Raw genomic sequence first — 26,557 nt, 5'->3', positions numbered from 1 at the left:
AGAATGGCCGCGTAGCTGAAACCAATCAGCCTCCGGCGAACCCGGGGCGGTTCAACCCGCTTTGCGAGATCTAGGCCGATGACGGCAACATCTTGGTTCATGAGAACGCTCCTTAGACTTGGCTCAACGGCCAAATCATCGCACACTACGGGGGGCAGAGGCCGTCCACAGCATCAGGTCACCCTCTGCACGGCATCCCATATCCTGTCCGTCGGCAGGTGAGGGATGCGGCCCTCGACAGGTCCCATGTCCCTCCGTCCAAAGAGGCAAAACGCGGGGCCGCGCCAAGCGATCCTAGGGCCTAGCCCCCCGCCACCCGCAAATCCGGGCCGGGGCCGAAGCGGCCCTCCGTGCCGATCAGGCAGCCCGCGAGCGGCTGCTCGCGCAGTTCCTCGGCGGTCAAAAAACGGCGCTGGCTCGTGACGAAGAGCGTCTCATCGCTCCAGACCGCCATGGTCGGGCGGCGCACCGGCAGGCTGATCCGAGCAAGGATTTCCCCATGCCTCGGATCGATACGCAGGATCTCTCCAGGCCCTACCACAGCCAACCAGAGCATACCTTCCCCGTCCATGGTCATTCCATCGGGATGCGACCCTTCGGGAAGGATCATCAAGGTGCTACGTCGCTCGATCCGGCCCGCGGGATCAAGCTCGAGCCGTTCGAGCTTGCGCCCGCGCGTGTCGGTGAACCAGATCGCATCGGCCAAAGGGTCTCCGACGATGGCGTTGGGAATGGCAATGTCGCCCAGCACCTTTTCGATGGTGCCATCGGTGTCGCGGCGAAACAGCCCACCGGTCGGCCCGCCCCGGCCCGACATGTCCATCGAGCCGAACCAGAGCCTGCCCCGCCGGTCCGGCTTGCCGTCGTTCAGACGGCGCTCGGGGGCGTCGGCCTCGGTGTCGCTCAGCCGGTCCCAAACCATGGCCTCGGGGTCGAGCGCCACGAGACCGTCCTCCAACCCCAGCACCAGCCGGCCGCTTTCACCGAGCGCGATCAGGCCGCATTGGCCCGGCAGCGGGATCGCCGTGTTTTCGCCATGGGGCCAATGGCACAGCAGGCGCTGGCCCTGGATATCGAGCCACCACAGGCAGCGCCGCCCAGTGTCCCAGAGGGGGACTTCGCCAGTCAGGGCCATGGCCGCGTGGCGCGGGGTGAAGTCGGGATCGATCTGCATCATGGCTGTTCCAGTTTCACGCGAAGGGGGGCTCGCCCCGTCACCCCCGGCCGAAGCTCGATCAGCCGCCCCGAAAGCGGGGCGATGTCGTTGTAGCCCGGCGGCAGGCGCAGATAGGTCGAGGTGACATAAAGGCTGGCGAGATCCGCCCCGCCGAAGGTGAGCGCGGTAGGCATCGGCACCGGCAAAGGGTGATGCGCCAGCTCGTTGCCTTCGGTGTCGAGCCGGATCACCGACCAGCCGCCGCGCATGGCAACCCAGATGCAATCCTCGGCATCGATGGTCAGCCCGGCAGGCTGGCCGCGCGCGTCCGAGCCGTGCAGCAGCTCGCGGCGCGCCAGTGGCAGACCGTCGTCATCCAACGCGTAGGCCACCAGCACCGCGCGCCCCCGGGTCGGATCCTGCTCGGTCAGATAGGCGTGACGCCCATCGCGGCTGAAGACGGTGTTCTTGGGAAGGTAGATCTCGGGCAGGATGATCTCGGTCGAGAGATCGGGATTGATGCGGTAGAGTGTGCCGCTCTTTTCGAGGTTGTCGAGCGGCATGGTGCCGGTCCACATGCGCAGTTTGGGATCGACGCCCACCGTGTTGAACCGGTTCTCCGGCCGGTGCGCCTCGGGATCAACGAGCGGCGTCTGGCGGCCCGTGGCGGGATCGTAGAGCGAGAGGCCGTTTTCTCCCGTCAGCAGCAGCGCGTCGTCCGTGGTCAGCGCGAGCCCGCCGGTCAGCCCGTCAAGCAGGCTGCGCCCGCTGCGCCCGGTCTCGACGTCGAGCCAGCGCAGGGCGGGCGCCAGAACGTCGAGCCACCACAATCGCCCCCGGCGCGCACACCAGCTCGGGCTTTCGCCGACGTAGTCGCGGCCCGTATCGTGCACCTGGCCCTTGAAACGGGCCTTGGGGCGCGGCGCGATCACTTGGTCGTTCAGACGCTGCGTGACGCCGACATGATGCGAGGCACGGCGCGCGGCCTCGCGGATCATCTGACCAGCTTCGTGCAGCTTGTCGGGCCGGGTGCCCGCGGCATCGAACTGGCAGCACAGCGCGCCGACCACAGTGCCCTCGCCGTCGAGCACCGCCGCCGCCACCGCCAGCGGCTCGCCCGCATCGGCGACATATCCCAAGGCGCGCGCCTTGCTGATGACGCGCTGCAGATCGGGTGACCATTCGTTCTTATGCCCTGCCGGCCGCCCGGCCAGCATCGCCTGCCCCGGCGTGCTCGCCTCGAGAGTCAGGCGCGGCCAGACCCGCACGGTGCGGCCAACCGGGTCCGCGGTATCGAGCACGAAGACCGCGTCGTCATCGCTGACATAAAGGCAGCAGGGCACCTTCAGAAGCTGCGACACTCGTGACATCTCGGCCTGACAGGCCCGCACGGTGGCGTCGCGGTCCAGCGCGCCGCGCGCCAATGACATGACCGTGGCGCCGATGGCGTAGCGCCGGGTGTCGCGGTCGTAGCGCACCAGCCGGCGAGAGCGCAGCGCCGAAAGCAGCCGGTGCAGCGATCCCTTGGAAAGGTCCAGCTGGTCTTGGATCTGCCGGAAGGTCAGCGGCGAGGATCGCCCGAGCAAGAGCAACAGATCGATCCCGCGGGTCAGTGACTGTGCGCCCGGCACGTCATCGAACGTCTCCGAGGAATCTTCGATCTGCATGGAACTCGCCTCCGTCTCACCCCTCATGGGTATCACATAAAGACACCATTCCACACAACATTCCATATGTTGACACATAGTAAATTTCGTTTCACATTGTGGGAAGGAGGATGGCATGACAAGAGAAACGGCCCTTGCGGATATTGCCCTGTGGCGCGCGGATATCTCCTCCAAGACCACCTGGTTGTTTCTGCGCCTGCGCGACCGGGCCGGTCACGAAGGCTGGGGCGAGGCCACCTCCTTCGGCAATGAGATCGAGATCGCGGCGCTTGTCTCGCAACTGTCGGAGCTACTGCGGGCCGACACGGTACCGGGCGTTCAGCCTCTCCTTGCGGCGCTACGCCAATCCGAGGTCGCGCCAGGGCGCCGCGCGCTGATGAGCGCGCTGGAGCAGGCCGGGCTCGATATGGCGGCGCGCCGGGCGGACCTGCCGCTGGCAGAGATGCTGGGCGGGGCGCAGCGCGAGTCCGTTCCCTTCTATGCCAACATTAACCGCGGCATCGCCGACCGCAGCCCCGAGGGGTTCGCCGCCCGCGCCCGCGCGATGATCGACGCCAGCGGCGCCTGCGCGGTCAAGATCGCGCCCTTCGACGGCTATCGCTGGGATCGGCTCGACTGGCCCGAACGGCGCGCGGTGCTGACGCGCGGCCTCGCCCGCGTCGCGGCAGTGCGCGCCGAACTTGGGGATACGGCGGATGTCTTCGTCGATTGCCACGACCGCTTTGATCTGCAGGGCGCGGCCACCGTCATTTCCGAACTGTGCGGCATGGGCGTCGCCTGGATCGAGGATCCCGCGCCCCTGCATCTGTACGCGCCGAACGAAGCACGCCGCCTGCGCGCCGCCTGCCATGCCGGCGGCGCCCGGCTTGCCGGGGGCGAGAACGTCACCGATTGCGCCGGGATGGCGGCGCTGATCGCGGCGGGCGGGCATGATGTGGTGCTGCCCGACCTGCGGCTGACCGGCCTGCAGGAGGGCATCGCCATGCTGCGCCTTGCCGCCTCTTGCGGCCTCTCGGCCAGCCTGCACAACCCGGTCGGCCCGGTGCTCGACGCGATCTCGGTCGAGCTGGCGGCCGGTCTGCCGGCCTTTCTCATCCTCGAACGCCAGATCGGTGAAACGGAGATGACCGCCCGCATCCGACCCGAACCCGCCGCCCTTGCGGACGGGCGTGTCTCCACCGCGGCCCTGCCCGGCTTCGGCTTCCTGCCCGAGACCCGCGTGCTCGTCCCGGCCTCGGCCGTGCCGAGGCGCGGAAGCGCTTCCTTTACCAGCCTTGCCGGGGCGGGGCCGGACGCATGACAGACAAGGATACCCCCATGACCGCCGATACGGGTTTTGCAGGCCGAACCGCCCTCGTGACCGGAGCCAGCCGCGGCATCGCCGCTGCCATCGCGCGGGGGCTGGCCGCGGCCGGGGCCCGCGTGGCGATCTCTTATTGCGCACGGGCCGACGCGGCTGCGGGGCAGGAGGGCGCGGCCGAGCGGCTGGTGGCCGAGATCGGCCAGGACGGGGGCCATGCGATAGCCATCGAGAGCGACATCGCCGCCCCCGGTGCGGCCGAGCGGCTGGTCGCCGAATGCGAACGCCGGCTCGGCGCGATCGACACGCTGGTCCTGTCGGCCAGCGCCCAGATCAACAAGGTGTTCTGGCGCCAGACCTCGTCGGACATCGCCACGCAGTTGCAGGTCAACGTCACCGCCAACATCGCGCTGCTGCAGGCGGTGCTGCCACGGATGGAGGCCGAGCAGTACGGCCGCATCCTGACTATCGGCTCGGTGCAGGAGGTGGCACCCAGCCCGGAGATGCCGATCTACGCCATGACCAAGGCGGCGCTGCGCAACCTCGTGGAGAACCTCGCGGTGCAATGCGCCAAGGACAACGTGATGATCAACAACATCGCGCCCGGCCTGATCCAGACCGACCGCAATGCCTTTCGCCGCGAGGACCGGGCCGAATGGCAGGCCTTCACGCGCAGCGCCAACCCCGCCGGGCGCGCGGGTCAGCCACGCGACGTGGTCAAGCCCGCGCTCTTTCTGCTGGCGCCCGACAACACCTTCACCACCGGCACCACCATCTATGTCGCCGGGGCGGCGCAGGTCGCCCGTCCGGGCAGCGACGCGGCTTTTGCCAACGACACATCGATGCGCAGCGCATCCTGACACGACCTTTGGCGGTACATCCGGACAGGAGGACGTCCGACCGCACGACCGAAGAAAACGTCTCAAAGCTCGATCCAAGGGAGGATATATGCTCAAGACCCTCATCAAATCCGCCGCCGTGGCGGCGCTGATCGCGCCGCTCGCGGGCGCGGTCAGTGCCGCCGAGGATTTCCCCTCGCGCAATGTCGAAATGATGTTCCCATGGGGGCCGGGCTCGGCCTTCGCGATGGCGCAGATCATCACCAACGCCATGGGCGAGGAGCTGGGCACCAACATCTCGGTCGTCTCCACCCCTGGCGCCGCAGGCGTGAAATCCTTCAACACCGCGCTGGAAAAGCCCGCCGACGGCCATACGCTGATCGATGGCTGGGTGGCGCCGCTGGTGCTGCAGCCGCTCGCGGGCAACACCGAGTTCACCCATCAGGACTTCACCCCGCTGTGGTCGGCCACCCGCGTGCCCTTCGCCATCGTGGTGCGCAAGGACGACGAGCGCTTTCCCGACTACGAGGCCTTCATCCAGTATCTGAAGGACAACCCGGGCAAAGCGCGCTATTCCTCGGGCTCGATCGGCAACATCCCCCACATGGTGATCGCCAAGCTGCTGCAGACCGAGGGCGTCTATGCCCGCAACATCCCCTATCCGCAGGACGGCGATGCCTTCAAAGATCTGCGCGGCGGGCTGCTCGACTTTAGCTTCAACGATCCGATCACCTTCGAAAGCAACAAGGACGCCTTCAAGACGCTTGTTGCCTTCACCAACGAGGATGAGGTGGCCGCGGCCTATGACGAGACCACGCCCACGCTCGACGATCTGGGCCTCGATATCGGCCTGACCGGCCTCGCCCCCTCGGGCTGGAACTGGTTCCTCGTACACAAGGACACGCCTGAGGAGATCGTGACCCAGCTCAATACCGCGATGGAGGCGGCGCTCAACCGCCCCGAGGTGCAGGACAAGCTCAAGGCGGCAGGCTTCCTGCCGACCATGTATCCGCCCGAGCGCTACGAGGAGATCGTCGGCCCGATCGGCGACCAGATCGCCGCCGCCAAGGACGCGATCGCCTGGGAAGCCGAACAGCTGAAAAACTAGGCCCGACATCGACGGGCGGGCCGCCTTGGCAGGACGCCGAGGCGGCCCGTATCGCAAGGACGCCGGGGTGGCCCAGAGCGCAAGGAGGACAGCATGACCGACAGCGCGAAGATCGAGGCCCGTCTCGGCCCCGAACCGGTGCACCGCGTGGCCTTGGGCGAATGGGCGATGCTTGCGGGGTTCACCATGCTGGGCCTTTTTGTCCACCAGCAGATCCTGGGCCCGCTTACGGCGGCGGGCTATGCCGAGGGCGATGCGGTCAACAACGCGGCGCTGTTTCCCCGGCTCGTGGCCAATCTCATCCTCGGGCTCTGCGGCTTGCAGCTGATCCAGCTTCTGCGCCGCCGCGTCCTGCTTAGCGACGAGTTCCGGCTCGAGGCTAGACGCGGCAACATCGCGCGCGCCCTCGCCGGCCTTGGCGTCCTGCTGGCCTATCTCGTCGCCCTGCCGACGGCCGGCTTTCACGCGGCGACGGTGGTTTTCCTGTTCGCGCTGTTCTGGCTGCTCAAGGCGCGCCCCTTGTGGATCGCGGCACTGATCGCCGTGCTGATGACGCTGGCGGTGGGCTATGTCTTCGAAGAGCTACTGCGTGTGGTGCTGCCACAGGCCCGGCTCGGCCTCTTGTCGTAAGGACGCGCCATGTTCGACATTCTTCTCGCGGGGCTCGACAGCTTCCAGTCCTGGCAGGTCATCGGTGGCGTCGTACTAGGTACCGTAATCGGCATGGTGGTGGGCGTGCTGCCCGGTCTCGGCCCGCTCATCGGGATCATCCTGATGCTGCCGATGACCTTTCACATGGAGCCTGTGGCGGGGATGGGGCTGCTGATGGCGATCTTCGTCGCCGGATCCTGCGGCGGGGCGATCTCGGCCATCGTGCTGCGCATTCCCGGCACGCCGCTCGCCGCCGCGACGCTGCTCGACGGGTATCCGATGGCCCGCAACGGCCGGGCGGCCGATGCCATCGGGCTTGCCATCGCCTCTTCGTCGATCGCGGGCGTGCTCGGCGGCATCGTGATGATCCTCGGCGCCCCGGCGCTGGCCGCGATCGCCACCAACTTCGGCCCGCCCGAGTATTTTGCGCTGGCGATCACCGGCCTTCTGTCGATCTCGGTCGTCTCCAACGAAAGCACGATCAAGGGGCTGATGACCGGCGCGCTCGGCGTTCTGATCGCCATGGTCGGCAGCGACCCGCTGTCGAACGCGGCCCGCTTCACCTTCGGCACCAACGCGCTCTCGGGCGGCGTCCATATCGTCGCCATCATCGTCGGTCTCTTCGCGCTCTCGGAGGCGGCCTTCCAGATCCTCGAAGGCGGCTTTCGCAAGAAGCCCCAGGTGCAGGCGGTGCGCGTCTCCATGAGATCGCTCTGGATGGCGCTGCGGCACTGGAAGAATCTGCTGCGCTCCTCGGCGATCGGCGTGTTCTTCGGCGCCCTGCCCGGAGCCAGCGGCATCATCGCCTCCTTCACCGCCTATGCCATCGCTCGCAGCCGGCCCCTGAAGGGGGATGCGGCGTATGGCGAGGGCGCTGAGGGCGGCATCGTGGCGACCGAAAGCGCCAACAATGCGGCCTGCGGCGGCGCAATGATCCCGACGCTGGCGCTGGCCATACCGGGCGACGCGGCCACCGCCGTGCTGCTCGGGGCGCTGCTGCTGCTGGGTCTCGTGCCGGGACCGCAGATGTTCGCGCTGTCGGGCGACGCGGTCGGCGGCATCTTCCTCGCCTTTCTGGTGTCGAACGTGGTGCTGTTCGTCGTCGGCATGCTGATGACGCCGCTCTTTGTGCGGGTGCTCAAGCTGCGCAAGCAGTACCTCGTGCCGATGGTGCTGCTGCTGTCCATCGTCGGCGTCTACTCGGTCCAGTCGCGGGTCGACGATCTGTGGGTCATGCTGGTCTTCGGCGTGCTGGGCTTCGGATTGCGCCGCTATGGCTATCCGCTGGCGCCGATCGTGATCGGGCTGATTCTGGGCCCGATCGCCGAAGGCAGCTTCCGCCGGACGCTGCTGTTTTCCGACAATGGCGCCTGGTTCATCCTAGAGCGTCCCATTGCCACGATCATCCTGGCTCTGGATCTCGCGGTGCTGCTGGTCGTCTTCGCGCCGCTCGCCTTGCGGAGAAGCGTGATCGCCCGCCTGCGCCCTGGGCAGGCGTGACGGCGCAATCGGCAACTTCTCGTACGGCTGCAAGTCAGCCCCGTTGCGCCGGCTGGAGAGACTTGTCTCGATCGCCCGTCAAGCATTCGGGGCCGGACGGCCCCTCGTGCGCTATTGATTTGCGCCCTCTGCCCTTCTCGGACGCCCGATTGATACTCGGTCGTCGGTCTTGTCCACGGAGATGATATCGAAGGCGCGTTGCTCAGCCGAAAAGCGATTTTCGTGCCGTTGCAGTCAATTCAAGCCGGATGGTTCGGATTGATCCAGCGGACTTCCTTCACGGCTTCGACCGGCTCGATGTCGAAGTTGACCACGACCGGCTGTTGATCCGAACGCACGAGGACGCATTCCGACGGTTCGTCGGTCTGATTCTTCACAGTCCTGCCAAGCTCTGTTGCGCAGGACGGGTGATGGCCGAGGTGTCCCTTTTCCCGGACGGACTGGCACTTTCTAAGCTGGGTTGCGACAACTGCTCTATCCTGTCGTAAACACAGGAGTTTGGAAGATGGCCCACCGCGAGCTGGATCTACGAGAACGGCGTCTGTTGAAGACCCTCTACAGGCAAAGATGTCCGTCGCAACTATTGCGGCGAGATTGTCCTGTTGCCGCTCAACGATCTACCGCGAGCTCAGGCACAATCATTTCCAAAACCCTGAATGCCTAAGGTCGTGGGCTACTTCGCCATGGCCGCGCAGCTGAGAACCAGTGGCCGTCGCGCCCGGCAGCGCAAGCTGATCCGGTATCCGTTTCGGTTTCGAAAACCCGGACCACCGGAGCTTAGCCGCTTCGGAGCCCGGCGGCGATCCACCCATCTGGCGCGCGGCGCAAGACAGGTCCGCATTCGCCGGGTTTGTCTCGGGCAGGCCGCCATCCTCATTGCGGAGCGCGGCATCGGGCTATGTCTTGCGGTTACCGCGGACGTCGCCGCCGTCCGGCACCGAAAACAGGAGGCCACCATGCCGACCGAACGCATTACATTCCAAGGACATGCCGAACACGCTCTGGCCGCGCGTCTGGACCTGCCCGAGGGCACGACGCGAGGCAGCGCCATATTTGCGCATTGCTTCACCTGCTCCAAGGACATTCCCGCCGCCCGCCGCATCGCAGGGCGGCTTGCGGCGCGGGGCATCGCGGTCCTGCGGTTCGACTTTACCGGTCTGGGACATTCCGAAGGCGAGTTCGCAAATACTCATTTCTCTTCGAACGTTGCCGATCTGGTGTGCGCGGCCGATTATCTGGCACAGCGCGACATGCCCCCGCAGATCCTGATCGGCCATTCATTGGGCGGCGCCGCCGTCATCAAGGCCGCGCCCCAGATCGCAGGTCTGCGGGCCGTGGCCACCATCGCCGCCCCCTTCGATCCCGCGCATGTATCCAACAACTTCGGTCCCGCGCTGGAGGAAATCCGGGAAAACGGCGCCGCCAAGGTCACGCTGGCTGGCCGCGACTTCACGATCCGCAAGGCGTTTCTGGACGATATCGCCGGGGCTTCCCTCACCACGACACTGGCCGATCTCGACGCGGCCCTGCTGGTGATGCACGCGCCCCGCGATGCGACCGTGGGGATCGAGAACGCCGGCGAGATATTTCAGGCGGCCCGGCATCCCAAGAGCTTCGTGACGCTCGACAGCGCCGACCATCTGATCACCGATGAGACGGATGCCGCCTATGCCGCGGACGTCATCGCGGCATGGTCCGCGCGCTATCTGGACGCGATGCCACGGCAGGCCTCCGCTTCGGCGCCCGAAGGCATCGTGCGCGTCAGCGAAGCTGGCGCGGGCGGGTTTCGACAGGACATTTCGGTCGGTGACCGACACCGGTTGCAGGCCGACGAGCCGGTCACGGTCGGCGGTACGGATACGGGACCGACCCCCTATGAACTTCTCGCCGCCGGGCTTGGCGCCTGCACCGCCATGACCCTCCGGCTCTACGCCCGCCGCAAGGCCATTCCGCTCACGCATGTCGCTGTCGACGTCACGCATGACCGTGACCATCTGAAGGATTGCGAGGCCTGCGACGAGACCCGGCAGAAGACCGATGTGTTTGCACGCACGCTCGATCTGCAAGGGGAGTTGACCGATGATCAGCGGGACGCGCTCTTGCGTATTGCCGACAAATGTCCGGTGCATCGCACGCTGGCGGAGACAAGCGTCATCAAAACGACCTTGAGCGCGTAGCCCGAGCGCGCAGGGATGCGCCGAGGGAAAGGGCGAATGGCGCGCGCAAGGTCGAGAGCGGTGCGGTGCCCACGGCTCACGGCCCTTCGCGTTACCGACCCTTTCGACCCGTCGATTTGGCGATGCGGCTTGCCGCAAGGCCTCATGGTGGGTTTCATGGGCACAACCGAAAGTGGAGGGTAAGATGAAGCACTCAGGTTTTTTGGCCGCCATCCCGTTCCTGCTGGCCGCCGGACCTTTGCCGGCGCAGCAGGCCGCCGATGCCATCACGACCGAAGGCCCCTCGCAGGGCACGATCGCCGGTCTGTCCCAAGCGGCCCGCGCCGCGATCGAGGCCAAGTCGGCGGGTCAGCCGGTCGAGGCCGAGACCTTCATGGTCGCCGCCGCCAATCCGCTCGCGGTCGAGGCCGGGGCCGAAGTGCTGCGCGCGGGCGGATCGGCCGCCGACGCGATGGTCGCGGTGCAGGCGGTTCTGGGTCTGGTGGAGCCGCAAAGCTCCGGCTTGGGCGGTGGCGCGTTTCTGGTCTGGTACGACGCGGCCTCGGGGGAGCTGACCACGCTCGATGGGCGGGAGACGGCCCCGCTGGCCGCGACGCCGACGCTGTTTCAGGACGAGAGCGGCCAGCCGCTCGACTTCTTCGACGCCGTGGTGGGCGGCCTGTCGGTCGGCACGCCCGGCACGCCGCGCCTGCTCGAGGCGGCGCATGAAAGATGGGGCAAATCCGATTGGGCGGATCTGTTCGACCCGGCCATCCGCCATGCTGAGGACGGCTTCGAGGTTTCGCCGCGCCTTGCCTCTCTGGTCGGCGACGACGCGGATCGGCTGCGGCGCTTTCCGGCCACGGCGGCATATTTCTTCCCCGGCGGCACGGCCATCGCGCAAGGCGACACGCTCAAGAACCCCGATTACGCCGAGACGCTGCGCGCCATCGCCAATGACGGCGCCGATGCGTTCTATGGCGGCCCCGTCGCCGCCGATATCGTGGCGACCGTGCAGGGGGCCGAGGGCAATCCGGGCGTGCTGTCCGAGCGCGACCTCGCGAATTACGAGGTCATCGAGCGCGAGGCGGTCTGCGCCCCGTACCGCGATTACGAGGTCTGTGGCATGGGGCCGCCCTCCTCGGGCGCGCTGACCGTGGGGCAGATCCTTGGCATGCTCAACACCTATGATCTCGGCGCAATGGGACCCGACAGCGCCGAAGGCTGGCGGCTGATCGGCGATGCTTCGCGTCTCGCCTTCGCGGATCGCGGTCGCTACATGGCCGACAGCGACTATGTGCCGATGCCGACCAAAGGTCTCGTCGATCCGACCTATCTCGCGGGCCGCGCGGCGCTGCTGTCGGGTGACGACGCCCTGCCGGAGGTAACACCGGGCGAGCCCGAATGGCAGCACGCGATGCTCTGGGGCGACGACATGTCGATCGAGCTGCCGTCGACCAGCCATATCTCCATCGTCGACGCGGATGGCAACGCGCTGTCGATGACCACGACGATCGAGAACGGCTTTGGCTCGCGGCTGTTCGTGCGGGGGTTCCTCTTGAACAACGAACTCACCGATTTCAGCTTTGCCACGCATGACGCAGGCTATCCCATCGCCAACCGGGTCGAGCCGGGCAAGCGGCCGCGCTCTTCCATGGCGCCCACCATCGTGATGCAGGGCGACGCGCCGGTGCTGGTGATCGGCTCGCCCGGCGGCAGCCGGATCATCGGCTATGTCGCGCAGGCCATCGTCAACTGGGCCGATTGGGGTATGGATGTGCAGCAGGCCCTCGCCGCGCCGCATCTTGTGAACCGCTTCGGGACCTTCGATCTCGAGGCCGGTACCGAGGCCGAGGCGCTCGATGGGCCGCTCAAGGAAATCGGCTATGAGACCGACATCCGCGACCTGACTTCGGGGCTGCACGCGATCGAGATCGGGGAGACGCTTCGGGGGGGTGCCGATCCGCGGCGCGAAGGCATCGCCTTGGGCGACTGAGGCGCAGCGGCGAGGGGCGGTCCCCTGCCCCGGCCGTCAAGATTGCGGCGCCCGTCCTGCGACGGGCGCCGCGGCGTTTCACTCGGCCGGGGCGCGCTCCCCCGTCACCGGCTGCGACGCGTCGATCGCGGCATAGGCGTCATGCGTCTCGCTGCCCATGTTGTGCTCGGCCTCGGCATCGCTCCGGAACCGCTGGCGGTGACGGTGCACCATCAGGTTATCCCAGCGCAGCGCCCGGATCAGACCCCATGCGATGAGCACCAGCACCACCGCGAAGGGAAAGCCCGCGATCACCGCCGCCGCCTGCAACGCGCCCAAGCCCCCTGCCAGCAGCAGCACCGAGGCCACGGCACCTTCGGACACCGCCCAGAAGATGCGCTGGACCTTCGGCGGGTTCGGATCGCCGCCCGCCGTCAGCATGTCGATCACGAAGCTGCCCGAGTCCGACGAGGTCACGAACCACATCACGATCAGCACTGTCGCAAAGAGCGAGGTGAAGCCCGAGAACGGGAAATAGTCGAGCAGCACGAACATGGTGTTGGCATAGTTCTCACGCGTGGCGTCGACCAACGCGGTGTCCCCGGTCAACGAGATCGAGATCGCGGTCCCGCCGAAGGCGGTGAACCAGAAGAACATGATTGAGCAGGGGATCAGCATCACGCCGAGCATGAACTCGCGCACCGTGCGACCGCGGCTGATGCGTGCCACGAAGACGCCGACGAAGGGCGCCCAGCTGACCCACCAGGCCCAGTAGAAGATGGTCCAGCTTTCCTGCCAGTTGCCTGCCTCATTGCCGCCCTGCCAACCCTCGTTCCAGGTGCCGAGTTGAACCAGACGGGTCAGATAGTAGCCGTAGTTGTCGACGAAGCTGTCGAGGATGAACAGCGTCGGCCCGACGATCACCATGAAGGCGAGAAACAGCAGCGTCAGGACGATGTTGATGTTGGACAGCCGCTTGATGCCACCATCGAGACCGGCGACGACCGACAGTGTCGCCATGCCGGTGATCGCGGCGATGATAGCGATCTGGACCGCGACATTGTTGGGCACGCCGAACAGCTCGGTCAGGCCCGCGTTCACCTGCGTCGCGCCAAGGCCCAGCGAGGTGACGATACCGAACATCGTGCCGAACACCGCGATGATGTCGACCAGATCGCCCCAGCGGCCATAGATCCGATCGCCGATCAGCGGGTAGAGCGCCGAGCGGATCGCCAGCGGCAGGCCTTTGCGGAAATGGTAATAGGCCAGCGCCAGCGCCACCACGGCGTAGATCGCCCAAGCGTGGAAGCCCCAATGCATGAAGCTGATCGCCATGGCCTCTTGGGCCGCGCGCACCGTCTCGGGATCGGCACCCGGCGGCGCAAAGTAGTGATACATCGGTTCGGCCACGCCCCAATAGATCAGGCCGATACCGATGCCGGCGCTGAACAGCATCGCGGTCCACGAGAACAGCGAGTATTCCGGGCTCTCGTCCATCCGTCCCAGCCGGACATCCCCGAACGGCCCTACGGCCATGAAGATGGTGAAGACCAGCAGCAGGTTGACGAGGATGATCATCGCCCAGCCGAAATAGCCCGCAAGCCAGCTCTGCACCGAGGTGAAGACGGTGTTGGCCAACTCGTCGAAGATCGCGCCGAACAATATGAAGCCGACGATCAACGCCGCCGAAACGATGAACACGGGTCGGTTCACCTTGGGAAATATCCAGAACCGCTCCTGCGGTCTCATACCTGACATCCTGTGCCCTCCAAGAGATGTGGTTCAGGCGCAACGTGCAGATCCGCGAGGCGTTCACATTTATCTTGCAGCGGGAACCCGCGTCATGCGCAGGGAGCCTTAGGCAAAACGCCGCCCGGCGTGGTCGGTTACGGTGGTCGCGTCTTGAATGCGGGAACCGGCTGCCATGGATCTGCGGACGTCACGACATTTTTCGACTCCACCGGCACCAAATCGGGTTAGCTTCGAACCCATGAAGGGCCTTGGTCTCCTGATCGCACTCGTTTTCGCCGGAGAGGCCGTCGCTCAGGAGCGGCGGGAGACCGGGCTGGAGCTGGTGCTGCTCGCCGATGCCTCCGGCTCGATCGACAGCGAAGAGCTGGCTTTTCAGCGGCAGGGCTACGCCCTCGCCATCACCGATCCCAAGGTGATAGCGGCGATCGAAGAGTCGATCTATGGCACCATCGCCGTCACCTATGTCGAATGGGCCACCAACACCGCCGTGGTGGTGGATTGGACGATCATCGACGGGCCGGACGCAGCTGCGGGCTTTGCCGACGCCCTGCTCGGGCCGCCCCGGCGCGCGGTCGGACGCAACGCCATCGGCGGCGCGCTGCTCGAGGGCAAGCGCCTCATCGAAGACAACGACATCGACGCACCGCGCGCGGTGATCGACTTTTCCGGCGACAGCATCGGCAACTCCTCGGGGCCGTCGATCGCCAGCGCCCGCGACGCCGTGATCGCGGCGGGCATCACCATCAACGCGCTGCCGATCCTTCGGCCGGGCGACGGCCGCCGTGCGGGGGCCAACCTCGAGGCGGAATACACCGCGCGCATCATCGGCGGGCCCGGCGCCTTCATGGTGACGGCTGAAAGCCGCGCGACATTCGCCGAAACCGTGCGCCGTAAACTGGTTCTGGAAATCGCCGGATCTGCGCCGGGCGACATCCGGACCGCCGCCTGTTGCGAAAAGTGAGACGCCGGGCGGCCCGCCCGGTGCGGGCGTCATGGTGCTCGCTCCCGTGGCGGGCATCGGCGTGGGGTCGCGCTCAGTTCTCCGACAGCTCGGCCAGATAGGCGCGCAACAGCCGCGCGCGGTTGGGACGAAAGCTCTCGTTCGTCGGCGTCACCGCCTCGATCCGCGCCACGCGAAACTTGCGAAACGCCTGTCTCAGACAGCAAAACGCCAGAACACCGACGCCGGTGTCGAGATAGACGACCGCCAGTGGGTGGATGCGACGGGTGCTCGGGATCCCGTGGGCGTCGCGGTAGGCGATGTCGAGCGCGCACTCATCCCAGCAGGCCGCCCGGATCACCGAGAGATCCGGTGCCTGCTGCGCTGGCGCGCCAAAGCGATGCACCATGTGGGTCGCATGCAGGATCTGTCGCTGCAGCCGCTCCGGCAGGGTCGCGGCGATCTTGGCCAGAGCGGTTTCGGCGGCTCGCGCCATCTGCGGATCGCCGCGCTGGCGCACGTCGCTCAGGCCGAGCACTAGCGCCTCCATCTCGATCCGATCGAAGCTTTGTGGTGGCAGGGCCGGGTCCTCGGTCAGCGTGTAGCCAAACCCCGGCGCACCGTCGATCAACGCGCCGCCCGTCCGCAGGCTGGCGATGTCGCGATAAAGCGTCCGCTCCGATACCTCGGTCTCGCGTGCGAGCTGTGCTGCGGTCACAGGCCCCGGACGCGAGCGCAGCACTGTCAGCAGGCGCAAAAGACGGGCGGAGCGGCTCATGGGATCCTGACGGAAACTGGCAGTAGGCCCAGCGTAGAACAGCACTCGGAACGACGCCACATTGAAAGGATCTCTCCCATGCTGACCCTCTATCACGCGCCGCACAGCCGGTCGTCCCGCATCATCCGCCTGATCGACGAGCTTGGAATCGCCCAAGAGATCGACATCCGCATCGTACCGCTCCTGCGCAATGACGGCTCGGTCAGCCCCGGTGCGGACAACAACCCGCATCCCGAGGGCAAGGTGCCGCTCTTGGTACATGACGGCGTCGAGATATGGGAATCCAACGCCATCATCCTCTATCTCACCGACCTGTTTCCCAAGGCCGGGATGGGGCCGGGGGCGGGCGAGCCGCTGCGCGGGCGCTATCTGAGCTGGCTTGCCTGGTACGGCAACGTGGTCGAACCGGTGCTGGTCTTCGGCGCGGCCGAGCTGTCTCATCCGTTCCTCGATCGCACCTTCCGAGGTCGCGCCGAATTGGCGGCGCGGCTGGCCGCGACCTTGGAGCAGACGCCCTTCCTGATGGGCGAGGCCTTCACGGCGGCGGACCTGCTGCTGGTGTCGCCTTTCACCTGGTTCCCCGAGGCCACATTGGATCATCCGGCGATCCGGTCGTGGATCGACCGCTGCGAGACCCGCCCTTCGGCGGCCCGGATGGCCGCGTTCGATGCGGCATATGTCGAACAGGCCGGCGCGGCCTGAACGGACCCGTGGCGGTCGGGCCTCGGCCGCCACGACACAAGTTCGCGGTGCGCCGCGCTATCCCAGCGCCAGCATCCCCATGCCACAGGCCGAGCAGACCGCGAGGGTCAGTGGCACGCCCCTGTGCCAGCGCAGCAGCATGACGGTGGCGACGAGGCTGATGACGCCGCTGCGCCAATCGAGGCTGGCAAGCTCCGGCACCGCGATCCGCAGCGGGCCGGTCTGATACGTGTCGACCACGCCGAACAGCACATGCAGCCCGAACCACAGCGACAGGTTCGCGATCACCCCCACCACCGCCGCCGTCACTCCCGCGAGCGCGGCGCGCAGCACCGGTTTCGCCGCGATCCGGTCGATCCAAGGCGCGCCCGCGAAGATCCACAAGAAGCACGGCGCGAAGGTGGCCCAGAGCGTGACCAGCGCCCCGCCCAAGCCCCACAGAAGCGCCGCGCGCCCCTCTGGTGCCGCGTGATGCCCGGCCAGAAAGCCCACGAACTCGGTCACGAGGATCAGCGGGCCGGGCGTGGTTTCGGCCAGCCCCAGCGCATCGAGCATCTCGCCCGTTGTGAGCCAGCCCTGCGTGGCGACCGCCTCCTGGGTCATGTAGGCCAGCACTGCGTAGGCCCCGCCGAAGGTCACCGTGGCCAGCACCGAAAAGAACCGCGCCATGTCGCCGAACACCGGCGGCGCGAGCAGTCCGACCGCGATCAGCGGCGCGGCCCATATCCCGAGCCACAGGGCGGTCGTGCGGATCGTGCCGATGATCGGACGGGAGGGGCGCACCCCCTCGACAGGGGCGCTCTCCTGTCGCGCGGTCCGGCCCCTGAAGCGCAGCGCCCCCCAGACCGCCGCCCCCGCGACGATCAGCGGATAGGGCACCGCAAAGATGAACAACGCGAGAAAGGCCAGCGCCGCCAGAACGAGGGCCTCGGTGCCGATCAGGGCGCGGCGGGCCACGCGCAGCAGCGCCTCGATCACGATCACCAGCACGGCGGCCTTGACCCCGAGGAACAGCGCCCCGGTGATAGCGAGGTCGCCGAACCGCACGTAGAGCGCCGCGAGACAGGCGATCACCAGAGCCCCCGGCCCCACGAAAAGCCCGCCCGCGACAAGACCGCCGCGCACGCCGTGCATCCGCCAGCCCGCATAGGTGGCAAGCTGCATCGCCTCCGGCCCCGGCAGCAGCATGCAAAACGACAGCGCGTCGAGATACTGCCGCTCGGTGAGCCAGCCGCGCTCCTCGACCACCATCCGGTGCATGAGCGCGATCTGCGCCGCCGGGCCGCCAAAGGACAGCACGCCGATACGCCCCCAGACGCGGGCTGCCTCTGCAAGCGTCGGGGGCGCGGCGGGGAGAGGCACGGCCTCGGGCGACACCCCGGCGGTCATGACGACCCTGCCAAGGCGGCGGGCCAGTCGTGCCCCTCCCCCGTCGCATCCCGCGCCCAGCGAAAGAGGGCGTCATACAGGATCATCCCGGCATCGAGCTGCGCGAGGTCGTCGCGAAACATGCGCGACAGGCCCAGCGACAGGGCGAGCAGTCCGGCGGCCTCGGGGGCGAGGTCGTGCCGGTTGGTGTCAGCCCCACGCACGATGGTCGCCACCCGGTTCAGGGCCGCGTCGCGCAGGCCGAAGGCGGCGAGGACGGCGTCGAAGGAGCAAAGCGCGCCCACATGGGTCAGGCCCAGCCCCTCGACGTCGAAGGGCGTCGCGCCGAATTTCTCGGCGACCAGCGCCACGTCCTCTGGCGGCACGAACAAGAAGCGCGCGCGCGGATCGACAAAGCGCCGCAGCAGCCACGGGCAGGCGATGCGGTCTATCTTGGGCCGGTGCCGGGTGACCCAGAGGCTGCGCCCTTCGGCGTCCGGGGGCGGCAGGGCCGAGGCTTCGATCATCGGGGCGCCCGCGTCGCGCCACGCGATCTGCCCGCCCTCCAACACCTCGCAGGCGATGCCCTGCGCCCGCATAAGCGCGGCCGCCCCATGCGATATCTTGCGCCCCTTCTGGCAATAGACCACGACGCGTCGCCCCGCGAGCTTGGGAACAAGGGCTTCGACCGTGGTGAAGTCGTGCCGGGCCGCGCCCGGGATCAACCGGGGATCGGCGGCAAAGTCCGCCTCGATGCGCAGGTCGATCAGCACCGGCGCCTCCGGCGTGCCGACGAGCCGCGCAAGCTGCGAGACGGTGATTTCGGTGGGTGATGGCATGTGGCATCCTTTCCCGGTCTTGCGGAGACCGTGCGACAGCTCGGACCTATGCGTCCGATGTGACGAGGATGCGAAACCATGGCCTGAGCCTCACGAGGCGTTCGCGGGCCCCATGGGCGAATGATCGCAGAGAGGCCAGCGCCTCGCAAGCCTCACGATCAGCGGGCCCGCGCGGGGGGCCTGTGACGCGGAGCGGAAGCGCCGCCTTACCGCGTTGCGATCTTCGTTACGACGGCCAGCGCGAGCGCTCGTGGATATACAAGGGTTGCGGTGAGGCAGTTCCGGCTGTTGCAAGACCACCGCTTCGCCGCCTCGAATGGTCCCTTGGACCGCATATGCCGCCGTTCCGGTTTTGGGGGCGAGGCACCCCATCGGAGAGCCGCATCCCGCTCAAAGTAGCCTCATGTCGACGCTAGAGCCCTTGGGTGAAGGCGTACCAGCCGAGGCGAGGACAGTGAGAACAACGGTCGTCGCCGCTCTCAACATGACAAATAGTTACTTTTGATTTACAACATGACGAATCTAAGATATTAGTTTTACGACGCTGCGAGATGTCGCGCAGGAGGCGTTTGCCGCTGTCGCCAAAGGGGGGCAAGAGATGAGACTGTCGCCGTCCCACGGGGTCACGAGACCGACCTCCATCGCGGATCTGCTGGCGGGCGTTCGTCTCGAAACCGACGCGAACATCACCTTCCAAGTGTTTGACATCCTGAGAGAGTTGATCGTTTCCGTGAGGTTGCGGCCCGGTCAGAAGATTACCGAAAAAGAAATCGCCGCAGCCCTTGGTGCCAGCAAGACGCCGGTGCGCGAGGCACTGATCCGCCTTGATGAGGTCAACCTCGTCAAGATCGTCCCGCAGAGCGGCACCTATGTCACCAAGATCTCGGTCACCCGTTATACCACTGCCTGCTTCATCCGCCTGCAGCTCGAAATCGGCGCGGTGCGCGACGCGGCGCAGAATCCGGACCCGCGGCACAGGGTCGAAGACTTGGACGCCATTCTGGTCCGCCAGGCCGAGGCGCTCGAAAAGGGCGATCCAGCCGCCTTCTTCGATCTCAACGAGAGGTTTCACCGCCAGCTTTTCGTCCTCTCTGGCCATGCCGATGCCTGGAGGACGGCGCGGCGCGCGCAGTTCGATCTCAACCGGGCCCGGGTGATCCGGCGCCGGCATCGGATCCTGCGCGGCGCGGAAGTGATCGAAGAGCATCGCGAAATCGCGCGGGCGATCCACGCGCGCGACCCCGAGCGCGCCGAGGCGGCGCTCAGGGCGCATATCGGCGATCTGGATCGGCAGATCGGCGTGCTGTTCACGGATGAGAGGCTGGATGGGTTGATCGAGCTTCCGACCGCCAACTAGGGGCATTGCCCCGAAACCAAGAATGTCTCGGCCCGCGCCACAACCCGGCGCGGCGCCGCCTCCGCACGAGCCTGTTCGCGCGGAACGAGACCCCATGTGCGCGGCCGGGGAGGGCCGACACGACGAACGACACGAACGGACCGAAATACGCGAAAGGGAGGATACCATGCGTAAAGCGTCGTTGGCTTCGGCCATCCTGAGCACGACCTGTCTGGCGGGCGCCGTCACCGCGAACGAGGATCTGCGGATCACCGATGAGCCGCTGGAGCTTACGATCCACATGCATTGGGACCGCTCCCAAGGCTACAACGAAAGCTACCCCGTCGAGCAAAAGGCGCGCGAGCTGACCGGCATTCACCTCAAGGAGGCAACGGCGGGCAAGAACACCGCCGACACCCAAGAGGCGATGAACCTGCTCTTGGCGATGGGCGACATGCCCGACATCGTCGGCAGCCAGCTGATCAAGCAGCCGGTCAATGAATACGGCCCGCAAGGCGCGTTCCTGCCGCTCAACGAGCTGATCGAGGAGCACGCGCCCCATATCAAGGCCTTCTTCGACGAGCGCCCCGAGCTGCGGCAGGCGATCTCGGCCTTCGACGGCAAGATGTACTACATCCCCTACCTGCCCGACGGCAAATATGGCCGCGCCTGGTTCGTGCGTCAGGACTGGCTCGACGCGCTGGGGCTGGAGCGGCCCGACACGGTGGATGAGCTTTACGATGTGCTGGTGGCCTTCCGCGATCAGGACCCCAACGGCAACGGAAAGAAAGACGAAGTGCCGTTCTTCGCGCGCGACTGGGAGGAACTCATCCGCCTCGTGACGCTGTGGGACGGGCGCTCTTCGGGCTCGGACACGCCGCATGACTTCATGGTCGATGACGAGGGCCGCGTGGTGCATCCCTATGCGCGCGAGAGCTATCGCACCGGTCTGGCCAATATCGCGCGCTGGTACGAAGAGGGGCTGATCGACGCCGAGATCTTCACCCGCGGCGTATCGGCGCGCGACTACCTCTTGGGCGAGAACTTGGGCGGCATGACGCACGACTGGTTCGCTTCGACCTCGGGCTACAACGCGGCGCTGGCCGACCGGGTCGAGGGCTTTGACTTCGTGCCGATGCTGCCGCCCGCCTCGGTCAGCGGCAAGCGCATCGAGGAGCACAGCCGCATCCCGATCAAGCCCGACGGCTGGGCGATCAGCCACTCCAATGCCCACCCCGTCGAGACGATCAAGTATTTCGACTTCTGGTTCACCGAGGAAGGCCGGCTGCTGTCGAACTTCGGCGTCGAGGGCGAGCAATACGAGATGATCGACGGCGAGCCGGTGTTCACCGACGCGGTGCTGAACAGCGATCAGCCGGTGAACAGCCAACTGTGGGAGATCGGTGCGCAGATCAAGAAGGGCTACTGGCAGGACTACCGCTACGAGTGGCAGTGGACCGCGCAGGCCGCGCGCGAAGGGATCGAGCTTTACGACAGCGAGGACCTGCTGGTCGATCAGTTCCTCGGCGTTGCCTTCAACGAAGAAGAGCAGGCGGTCTATGACAAGTACTGGCCCTCGATCCAGAGCTACATGCTCGAGCGTCAGCAGGCCTGGGTGCTGGGCAACGGTGATATCGAGGCCGACTGGGACAGCTATGTCGCGACGCTCGACAAGATGGGTCTCAACCAGGTGCTCGAGGTCATGAACGCCGCCTACGCACGCCAATACGGCTGAGCCGACGGGGCGGTGCCGCGGCATCGCCCCCCTTCCCCATTCCTCCGGCGCACGGGCCTCGCGCGCCGGGATCAGGACGAGAGCAGGATAAGATGACGAGAGTATTGATCCAAGGCACCGGTTTCGCCGGTCAGGGCCACGCGGCGGCGTTCCGGGCCGCCGGGGCCGAGGTGGTGGGCATGGTTGGCCGGACGCCGCATGTCGTGAGCGAGGTGGCTCGCACGCTGGACATCCCCTTTGCCGGCACCGATTGGCAGGCCGCCCTTGAGCAGTGCCGCCCCGACATCGTCTCCATCGCGACGCCGGGCGGCGCACATTTTGAGCCGATCAGGCAGGCCATCGCTTACGGCGCGCATGTCTTCTGCGACAAGCCGATGACGACCCAAGGCGACACCGCGTCCGAACTGCACGACCTTGCGTGCGAGCGCGGCATCAAGACCGCCTATGCCGCGAGCTTTCGCTATGCGCCGAGCGTGCTGCACGCCAAGGCACTGGTGGCGGCGGGTGCGATCGGCGCGCCCACCGAAGTCGAGTGCATCTCGCACTTCAACCTCGAACGCGAGATTCCCTTTGGCTGGTCGCACCGCAAGGCGGATGGCGGCGGGCGCCTGAACAACAACTTCACTCACACGCTGTCGATCGTGGCCTCGGTGGTCGGCGACAGGATCCTGAAGATCGCCGGAGAGGTGCGCGACGATCTGGGCCGCGCGCCGATCGTCGAGGGCGTGCACAACTTCGCCACGCGGCGCGACTTCATTCCCACCGATCTCGACGACCCCACGCTCGAATGGGGCGAGAGCGACGTCGAGTGGTCCTATACCGTAATGGCCCGGCTTGAGAGCCGCTTTGCCGATGCGCCGGTCTCGGTGCTGTTCAAGCACGGAGGGCTGGTGCCGCGCTTTCGCGAGGATCACATCGTGTTCTACGGCCAGAAGGGCGCGATCTACCTCGAAGGCCATTACGGCAACGGGGCGCTGCATCTGCACGACGGCAAGGGCTGGCAGAAAAAGACCCTCCCCGACGAGATCGCTGCGACCGTGCCGGATGTCAAAGGCGAGACTGAGCAGTGCTGGCACTATCTCGCGCGCGAGTTCGTCCGCGACATTCGCGGCGAGGAGGTCGACCCCTATCCGACCTTCCGCGAAGGCAGCCAGTACCAGCGCATCATCGACCTGATCCGCGAGGGCGATCCCTGGACCGACCTGACCAGCAACGCCTGACCATCCCCCAAGCGACGGGCTGCAAGCGGCCCTTACACGGAGACCCCAAATGAAGATCACCGATGCCAAGGTGTTCGTCGGCGGCCCTGCCAAGAACTACGTGACGCTCAAGATCATGACCGATCAGGGCGTCTACGGCCTTGGCGACGCGACGCTGAACAACCGCGAGACCCTGCCCGCCAAATACCTGCAGGACTACCTGATCCCGAACCTGATCGGCATGGACCCGCGCCGCAGCGAGGACATCTGGCAGTTCTTCTATCGCGGCGCCTATTTCCGGCGCGGCCCGATCGCCATGGCCGCCTACGGCGCCATCGACATGGCGCTGTGGGACATCAAGGGCAAACTCGCGAACCTGCCGGTCTATGATCTCTTGGGCGGCAAAAGCCGCGACGGCGCGCTGGTCTATGCCCATGCCACCGGCGCCGATCTCGAGGACCTGATGGACTCCATCGCGCATTACGTGGAGGCGGGCTACAAAGCCGTGCGCGTGCAATGCGGCATCCCCGGCATGCCGACGGCAAGCTATGCGGTCCCCGAGGAAAAGGGTGCAAGGCACTTCATCACCGACTACTCCGGCATCCGCCCCAAGGTCGAGGCTTGGGACAGCGAGAAATACATGCGCTTCATGCCCGAGGCATTGATGCGCATCCGCGAACGCTTTGGCCCGGATCTGAAGATCCTGCACGACGTGCATCACCGCCTTACCCCGCGCGAGGCGGCCCAGTTCGCCAAGGAGGTCGAGCCCGCGCGGCTGTTCTGGCTCGAGGACCCGACGCCCGCCGAGGATCAGGACGCGCTGCGGCTGTTGCGGCAGCACTCCATCGTGCCGGTGGCCATCGGTGAGGTGTTCAACTCGATATATGACTGCAACAAGCTGATCGAGAAAGAGCTGATCGACTTCATCCGCATCGCCGCGACCTATGCGGGCGGCATCACCCCGACCCGCCGCATCGTCGATCTCGCGGCGCTGCACCACGTGCGCACCGGATTTCACGGCGCGCCGAGCCATTCGCCGATCTGCATGGCGGCCCATGCGCATCTCAACGCCTGGGCGCCCAATTTCGGCATCCAGGAATACCTCGTGCTCGGCACGCCAGAATGCGACGCGCTGTTTCCCTCCGAACACCGGATGGAAAACGGCATGGTCTTCGTCAGCGACGCGCCGGGCCTCGGCGTCGAATTCGACGAGGATGAGGCCGCGCGCTACGAATACGCGCCCGGCAGCCACCCTGTCGTGCGGCTCGAAGACGGGACGATGTGGAACTACTGAACCGGCTTTGGAGCGGCGTGCCCGACCCGCACCGGGCCGGGCATGCCTGCCTCAACGGCCCATCCAGCCGCCGTCGACCACTATGACATGCCCGTGCATGTAGGACGCGGCTTCGGAGGCGAGGAACACCACCGGCCCGCCGAAATCCTCGGCCCGGCCCCAACGGCCCGCCGGAATGCGCGACAGGATCGCCGCCGAGCGTTCGGGATCGTCGCGCAGTGCCTCGGTGTTGTCGGTGTCGATATAGCCCGGCGCGATGGCGTTGACGTTGACGCCCCGGCCCGCCCATTCGTTGGCAAAGGCCATGGTGAGCTGCGCGATCCCGCCCTTGGAAGCGGCATAGCCCGGCACGGTGATCCCGCCTTGAAAGCTCAGCAGCGAGGCGGTGAAGATGATCTTGCCCGCCCCCCTCTCGACCATGCCACGCCCGATCTCGCGGGTCAGCACGAACTGCGCCGAAAGATTGACCTCGATCACCTCGTCCCAGATCTCGTCGCCATGCTCGGCGGCGGGCGCGCGCCGGATCATGCCCGCGTTGTTGACCAGGATGTCGATCGGCGGCGCGTCCCGCTCGATCCGCGCGGCCAACGCGCGCACCGCCGCGCGGTCTGAAAAATCGCAGGCAAGGGCGGTGAAACGGCGGCCCATGTCGCGCACCGCCGTCCCCACCGCGCCGCCGTCATCGGGTATGGTGGCGCTGACACCGATGATATCGGCGCCCGCCGCCGCCAAGGCCTGCGCCATGCCGCGCCCGATACCCCGGCTTGCCCCCGTGACGAGCGCTGTCTTGCCAGTCAGGTCGAATGACGGCGCGCTCATCGGCGCGCCTCCACCCATGCGGGGTCTCGCGGGATCATTGGCATGTCGCGTTTCCTTTCTCGGTTTGCGTGTCACTCGACGGCGAGGCCGCGCTTCCATTCGCCTTTGTAGAGCCGCATGTGGAACAGCGGGAACTTGACCAGTTCCTCGACCAGAAACAGCGCGAAGACCCATGTCACCGACAGGTCGAGGTGCAGCACGAACAGGGCCGTCAGCGGGATCCGCACCAGCCACTGCGCCGCGACGAAGATGTTCATCACGTAAAGCGTATCGCCCCCCGCGCGCAGGGTCTGCCCGCAGATCGCGTTCGACCCTTTGGGGAAGGGCAGCACCAAGAGCACCGGCAGGAAGCTCAAAAGCGCCGCCGTCGTCTCGGCTTCGAGCCCGGCATAAATCCGGGTCGAGGCAAGGCAGATGACCAGATAGGCCAGCGACACCAGCCCGGCGGCGACGAAGGCCATGCGCCAGGCGCGGCCGAGAAAGGCGTCGAGCTCCTCGCTGCCGCGGTCGTTGCCCAGAAGCTGGGCCACGATGATCCCCGTCGATTGCGCCCAGGCGATGCCGAAGGTGCCCGCCGCCTGCACCCATGGCAGGATCAGCGTCATCGCGGCGAACTGGTTCACGCTCATCTTGGCGAACAGCAGCGTCGCGGCGTAATTGGCCACCGCATTGCTGACGAAGGTGCCCGCGATCGGCATCGAAAAACTCAGGTGCCGCGCAAGAGAGCGGCGCAGCGTGCCATGCAGCCAGCCCGGCTCGTCGAGATAACCGCCGGTCTCGCGGTAAAAGCTGACGCCCATGTAGAGGCTGCGCGTCGCCGCGCCCAGCACGCTGCCGATCGCGGCCCCGGCCACGCCGAGAGCCGGCAGTCCAAAGGCCCCGTGGATCAGCAGGTAGCTCGTGGTGACGTTGATCGGGATTGCGATGAGGAAACTCTTGAGCGGAATGATCGTGCGGCCGCTGCCGTTGAAGAAGCTGCCGATGTTTTGCGCCACCGCCTCGAACATCACCACCATGAGAAAGATGTAGAGGTAGCTCTTGGCCTGTTCGGCGATCCACGGCGTATGCGCCATCCGCTCCAGCATCCCGCCGCCAAACAGCGCCACGAGCGCGACCCCGCTGGCCCCGACGGCGAGGTTGGTCACGAGACCTGCGTAAAAGCCGGTCTTGAGCGCCACCCGCCGCCCCGATCCCGCCGCTTGGGCAAGCCGGATCTGCGTGGCAGTCGAAAAGGCCATGAGCGTGCCGACCAGCAGGCTACCGAAAGCCGCCGCCAGCCCCATCGCCGCAAGCGCGGGTTCGCCCAGACCGGAGACGAGATAGGCGTCGATCAGCACGATGGCGTTGACCATCATCGCCTTGAAGGTCAGCGGCCATGCGACGTTGAAGACATCGCGGTTGGAGGGCGTCGTGTCGGCGCGTGCGGCGGTGTCGGACATGATG

22 protein-coding genes are annotated in these 26,557 nt (G+C 66.6%); 13 read left to right on the top strand and 9 right to left on the bottom strand.

Annotation, left to right across the window (positions count from 1 at the left end):
- Nucleotides 1-301: 301 nt before the first annotated feature.
- Both AADJ02_RS11125 and AADJ02_RS11120 read right to left on the bottom strand, forming a co-directional pair.
- The gene (locus AADJ02_RS11125) at nt 302-1,177 is read right to left on the bottom strand and encodes an SMP-30/gluconolactonase/LRE family protein (RefSeq protein WP_341213078.1); all 876 of its coding nucleotides are present in this window, start codon (nt 1,175-1,177) and stop codon (nt 302-304) included.
- Nucleotides 1,174-2,823, bottom strand: coding sequence for an SMP-30/gluconolactonase/LRE family protein (locus AADJ02_RS11120; protein WP_341213077.1), 1,650 nt, complete (start codon nt 2,821-2,823; stop codon nt 1,174-1,176). The genes AADJ02_RS11125 and AADJ02_RS11120 overlap by 4 nt, the downstream gene beginning before the upstream one ends.
- 115 nt (nt 2,824-2,938) lie before the next feature.
- Between AADJ02_RS11120 and AADJ02_RS11115 the strand changes: the two genes are divergently transcribed.
- The 5 genes from AADJ02_RS11115 (at nt 2,939) to AADJ02_RS11095 (ending at nt 8,221) form a co-directional block, all read left to right on the top strand.
- Nucleotides 2,939-4,123, top strand: a complete 1,185-nt coding sequence (locus tag AADJ02_RS11115; protein ID WP_341213076.1) for an enolase C-terminal domain-like protein — start codon at nt 2,939-2,941, stop codon at nt 4,121-4,123.
- Between the two features lie 17 nt (nt 4,124-4,140).
- Nucleotides 4,141-4,983 (top strand): SDR family oxidoreductase, encoded by an 843-nt coding sequence (locus AADJ02_RS11110; protein ID WP_341213075.1) that lies wholly within the window; start codon nt 4,141-4,143, stop codon nt 4,981-4,983.
- Between the two features lie 88 nt (nt 4,984-5,071).
- Complete coding sequence (locus tag AADJ02_RS11105) at nt 5,072-6,070, top strand: tripartite tricarboxylate transporter substrate binding protein (protein WP_341213074.1); 999 nt, start codon at nt 5,072-5,074, stop codon at nt 6,068-6,070.
- Between the two features lie 93 nt (nt 6,071-6,163).
- Nucleotides 6,164-6,700, top strand: coding sequence for a tripartite tricarboxylate transporter TctB family protein (locus AADJ02_RS11100; protein WP_341213073.1), 537 nt, complete (start codon nt 6,164-6,166; stop codon nt 6,698-6,700).
- Between the two features lie 9 nt (nt 6,701-6,709).
- Entirely contained in the window at nt 6,710-8,221 is a 1,512-nt protein-coding gene (locus AADJ02_RS11095; protein ID WP_341213072.1) for a tripartite tricarboxylate transporter permease, read from the top strand.
- A gap of 239 nt (nt 8,222-8,460) precedes the next feature.
- Here the strand turns inward: AADJ02_RS11095 and AADJ02_RS11090 are convergent, their stop codons facing one another.
- Nucleotides 8,461-8,598, bottom strand: coding sequence for a hypothetical protein (locus AADJ02_RS11090; RefSeq protein WP_341213071.1), 138 nt, complete (start codon nt 8,596-8,598; stop codon nt 8,461-8,463).
- A gap of 579 nt (nt 8,599-9,177) precedes the next feature.
- Between AADJ02_RS11090 and AADJ02_RS11085 the strand changes: the two genes are divergently transcribed.
- Nucleotides 9,178-10,398 carry an alpha/beta fold hydrolase gene (locus tag AADJ02_RS11085; protein ID WP_341213070.1) on the top strand — a complete coding sequence of 407 codons (1,221 nt, stop codon included), beginning with the start codon at nt 9,178-9,180 and terminating at the stop codon, nt 10,396-10,398.
- A gap of 184 nt (nt 10,399-10,582) precedes the next feature.
- The gene (gene ggt / locus AADJ02_RS11080) at nt 10,583-12,373 is read left to right on the top strand and encodes a gamma-glutamyltransferase (protein ID WP_341213069.1); all 1,791 of its coding nucleotides are present in this window, start codon (nt 10,583-10,585) and stop codon (nt 12,371-12,373) included.
- A gap of 78 nt (nt 12,374-12,451) precedes the next feature.
- Here ggt and AADJ02_RS11075 read toward each other — a convergent pair whose 3' ends face one another.
- The gene (locus AADJ02_RS11075; protein WP_341213068.1) at nt 12,452-14,101 is read right to left on the bottom strand and encodes a BCCT family transporter; all 1,650 of its coding nucleotides are present in this window, start codon (nt 14,099-14,101) and stop codon (nt 12,452-12,454) included.
- Nucleotides 14,102-14,342: 241 nt separating this feature from the next.
- On the opposite strand from AADJ02_RS11075, the gene AADJ02_RS11070 reads away from it, so the two are divergent.
- Nucleotides 14,343-15,065 carry a DUF1194 domain-containing protein gene (locus tag AADJ02_RS11070; protein ID WP_341213067.1) on the top strand — a complete coding sequence of 241 codons (723 nt, stop codon included), beginning with the start codon at nt 14,343-14,345 and terminating at the stop codon, nt 15,063-15,065.
- 73 nt (nt 15,066-15,138) lie between these two features.
- Here AADJ02_RS11070 and AADJ02_RS11065 read toward each other — a convergent pair whose 3' ends face one another.
- On the bottom strand, nt 15,139-15,822 hold the full coding sequence (locus AADJ02_RS11065; protein ID WP_341213066.1) for a YafY family protein: 684 nt from the start codon (nt 15,820-15,822) through the stop codon (nt 15,139-15,141).
- 78 nt (nt 15,823-15,900) lie between these two features.
- Between AADJ02_RS11065 and AADJ02_RS11060 the strand changes: the two genes are divergently transcribed.
- On the top strand, nt 15,901-16,524 hold the full coding sequence (locus AADJ02_RS11060; protein WP_341213065.1) for a glutathione S-transferase family protein: 624 nt from the start codon (nt 15,901-15,903) through the stop codon (nt 16,522-16,524).
- 57 nt (nt 16,525-16,581) lie between these two features.
- Here the strand turns inward: AADJ02_RS11060 and chrA are convergent, their stop codons facing one another.
- Together chrA and AADJ02_RS11050 are read right to left on the bottom strand one after the other, a co-directional pair.
- On the bottom strand, nt 16,582-17,913 hold the full coding sequence (chrA, locus tag AADJ02_RS11055; protein ID WP_341213064.1) for a chromate efflux transporter: 1,332 nt from the start codon (nt 17,911-17,913) through the stop codon (nt 16,582-16,584).
- A complete protein-coding gene (locus AADJ02_RS11050) occupies nt 17,910-18,731 on the bottom strand; it encodes a chromate resistance protein ChrB domain-containing protein (RefSeq protein ID WP_341213063.1) in 822 nt (273 codons plus the stop codon). The genes chrA and AADJ02_RS11050 overlap by 4 nt, the downstream gene beginning before the upstream one ends.
- A gap of 598 nt (nt 18,732-19,329) precedes the next feature.
- On the opposite strand from AADJ02_RS11050, the gene AADJ02_RS11045 reads away from it, so the two are divergent.
- The 4 genes from AADJ02_RS11045 to manD all read left to right on the top strand — a co-directional run bounded on the left by AADJ02_RS11045 (nt 19,330) and on the right by manD (nt 24,295).
- The gene (locus AADJ02_RS11045) at nt 19,330-20,088 is read left to right on the top strand and encodes a GntR family transcriptional regulator (protein ID WP_341213062.1); all 759 of its coding nucleotides are present in this window, start codon (nt 19,330-19,332) and stop codon (nt 20,086-20,088) included.
- Nucleotides 20,089-20,254: 166 nt separating this feature from the next.
- Nucleotides 20,255-21,802, top strand: a complete 1,548-nt coding sequence (locus tag AADJ02_RS11040) for a sugar ABC transporter permease (protein WP_341213061.1) — start codon at nt 20,255-20,257, stop codon at nt 21,800-21,802.
- A gap of 92 nt (nt 21,803-21,894) precedes the next feature.
- On the top strand, nt 21,895-23,022 hold the full coding sequence (locus AADJ02_RS11035; RefSeq protein WP_341213060.1) for a Gfo/Idh/MocA family oxidoreductase: 1,128 nt from the start codon (nt 21,895-21,897) through the stop codon (nt 23,020-23,022).
- A 49-nt stretch (nt 23,023-23,071) separates the two neighbouring features.
- Nucleotides 23,072-24,295, top strand: coding sequence for a D-mannonate dehydratase ManD (gene manD / locus AADJ02_RS11030; protein ID WP_341213059.1), 1,224 nt, complete (start codon nt 23,072-23,074; stop codon nt 24,293-24,295).
- A gap of 51 nt (nt 24,296-24,346) precedes the next feature.
- Here manD and AADJ02_RS11025 read toward each other — a convergent pair whose 3' ends face one another.
- Together AADJ02_RS11025 and AADJ02_RS11020 are read right to left on the bottom strand one after the other, a co-directional pair.
- Complete coding sequence (locus AADJ02_RS11025) at nt 24,347-25,114, bottom strand: SDR family oxidoreductase (protein ID WP_341213058.1); 768 nt, start codon at nt 25,112-25,114, stop codon at nt 24,347-24,349.
- A gap of 71 nt (nt 25,115-25,185) precedes the next feature.
- Nucleotides 25,186-26,553: an MATE family efflux transporter gene (locus AADJ02_RS11020; RefSeq protein ID WP_341213057.1), complete on the bottom strand. Its 1,368-nt coding sequence runs from the start codon at nt 26,551-26,553 to the stop codon at nt 25,186-25,188.
- Nucleotides 26,554-26,557: the final 4 nt, after the last annotated feature.

The organism is uncultured Limimaricola sp., assembly GCF_964022235.1.
In the GTDB taxonomy this organism is placed as follows: Bacteria; Pseudomonadota; Alphaproteobacteria; order Rhodobacterales; family Rhodobacteraceae; genus Limimaricola.
This window is presented reverse-complemented; position numbering and strand designations above follow the sequence as displayed.

Excerpts from the sequence above, each read along its gene's own strand:
- AADJ02_RS11125 (WP_341213078.1), bottom strand. The coding sequence starts at position 1,177 with ATGATGCAGATCGATCCCGACTTCACCCCGCGCCACGCGGCCATGGCC.
- AADJ02_RS11120 (WP_341213077.1), bottom strand. The coding sequence starts at position 2,823 with ATGCAGATCGAAGATTCCTCGGAGACGTTCGATGACGTGCCGGGCGCA.
- AADJ02_RS11115 (WP_341213076.1), top strand. The coding sequence starts at position 2,939 with ATGACAAGAGAAACGGCCCTTGCGGATATTGCCCTGTGGCGCGCGGAT.
- AADJ02_RS11110 (WP_341213075.1), top strand. The coding sequence starts at position 4,141 with ATGACCGCCGATACGGGTTTTGCAGGCCGAACCGCCCTCGTGACCGGA.
- AADJ02_RS11105 (WP_341213074.1), top strand. The coding sequence starts at position 5,072 with ATGCTCAAGACCCTCATCAAATCCGCCGCCGTGGCGGCGCTGATCGCG.
- AADJ02_RS11100 (WP_341213073.1), top strand. The coding sequence starts at position 6,164 with ATGACCGACAGCGCGAAGATCGAGGCCCGTCTCGGCCCCGAACCGGTG.
- AADJ02_RS11095 (WP_341213072.1), top strand. The coding sequence starts at position 6,710 with ATGTTCGACATTCTTCTCGCGGGGCTCGACAGCTTCCAGTCCTGGCAG.
- AADJ02_RS11085 (WP_341213070.1), top strand. The coding sequence starts at position 9,178 with ATGCCGACCGAACGCATTACATTCCAAGGACATGCCGAACACGCTCTG.
- ggt (WP_341213069.1), top strand. The coding sequence starts at position 10,583 with ATGAAGCACTCAGGTTTTTTGGCCGCCATCCCGTTCCTGCTGGCCGCC.
- AADJ02_RS11075 (WP_341213068.1), bottom strand. The coding sequence starts at position 14,101 with ATGAGACCGCAGGAGCGGTTCTGGATATTTCCCAAGGTGAACCGACCC.
- AADJ02_RS11070 (WP_341213067.1), top strand. The coding sequence starts at position 14,343 with ATGAAGGGCCTTGGTCTCCTGATCGCACTCGTTTTCGCCGGAGAGGCC.
- AADJ02_RS11065 (WP_341213066.1), bottom strand. The coding sequence starts at position 15,822 with ATGAGCCGCTCCGCCCGTCTTTTGCGCCTGCTGACAGTGCTGCGCTCG.
- AADJ02_RS11060 (WP_341213065.1), top strand. The coding sequence starts at position 15,901 with ATGCTGACCCTCTATCACGCGCCGCACAGCCGGTCGTCCCGCATCATC.
- chrA (WP_341213064.1), bottom strand. The coding sequence starts at position 17,913 with ATGACCGCCGGGGTGTCGCCCGAGGCCGTGCCTCTCCCCGCCGCGCCC.
- AADJ02_RS11050 (WP_341213063.1), bottom strand. The coding sequence starts at position 18,731 with ATGCCATCACCCACCGAAATCACCGTCTCGCAGCTTGCGCGGCTCGTC.
- AADJ02_RS11045 (WP_341213062.1), top strand. The coding sequence starts at position 19,330 with ATGAGACTGTCGCCGTCCCACGGGGTCACGAGACCGACCTCCATCGCG.
- AADJ02_RS11040 (WP_341213061.1), top strand. The coding sequence starts at position 20,255 with ATGCGTAAAGCGTCGTTGGCTTCGGCCATCCTGAGCACGACCTGTCTG.
- AADJ02_RS11035 (WP_341213060.1), top strand. The coding sequence starts at position 21,895 with ATGACGAGAGTATTGATCCAAGGCACCGGTTTCGCCGGTCAGGGCCAC.
- manD (WP_341213059.1), top strand. The coding sequence starts at position 23,072 with ATGAAGATCACCGATGCCAAGGTGTTCGTCGGCGGCCCTGCCAAGAAC.
- AADJ02_RS11025 (WP_341213058.1), bottom strand. The coding sequence starts at position 25,114 with ATGAGCGCGCCGTCATTCGACCTGACTGGCAAGACAGCGCTCGTCACG.
- AADJ02_RS11020 (WP_341213057.1), bottom strand. The coding sequence starts at position 26,553 with ATGTCCGACACCGCCGCACGCGCCGACACGACGCCCTCCAACCGCGAT.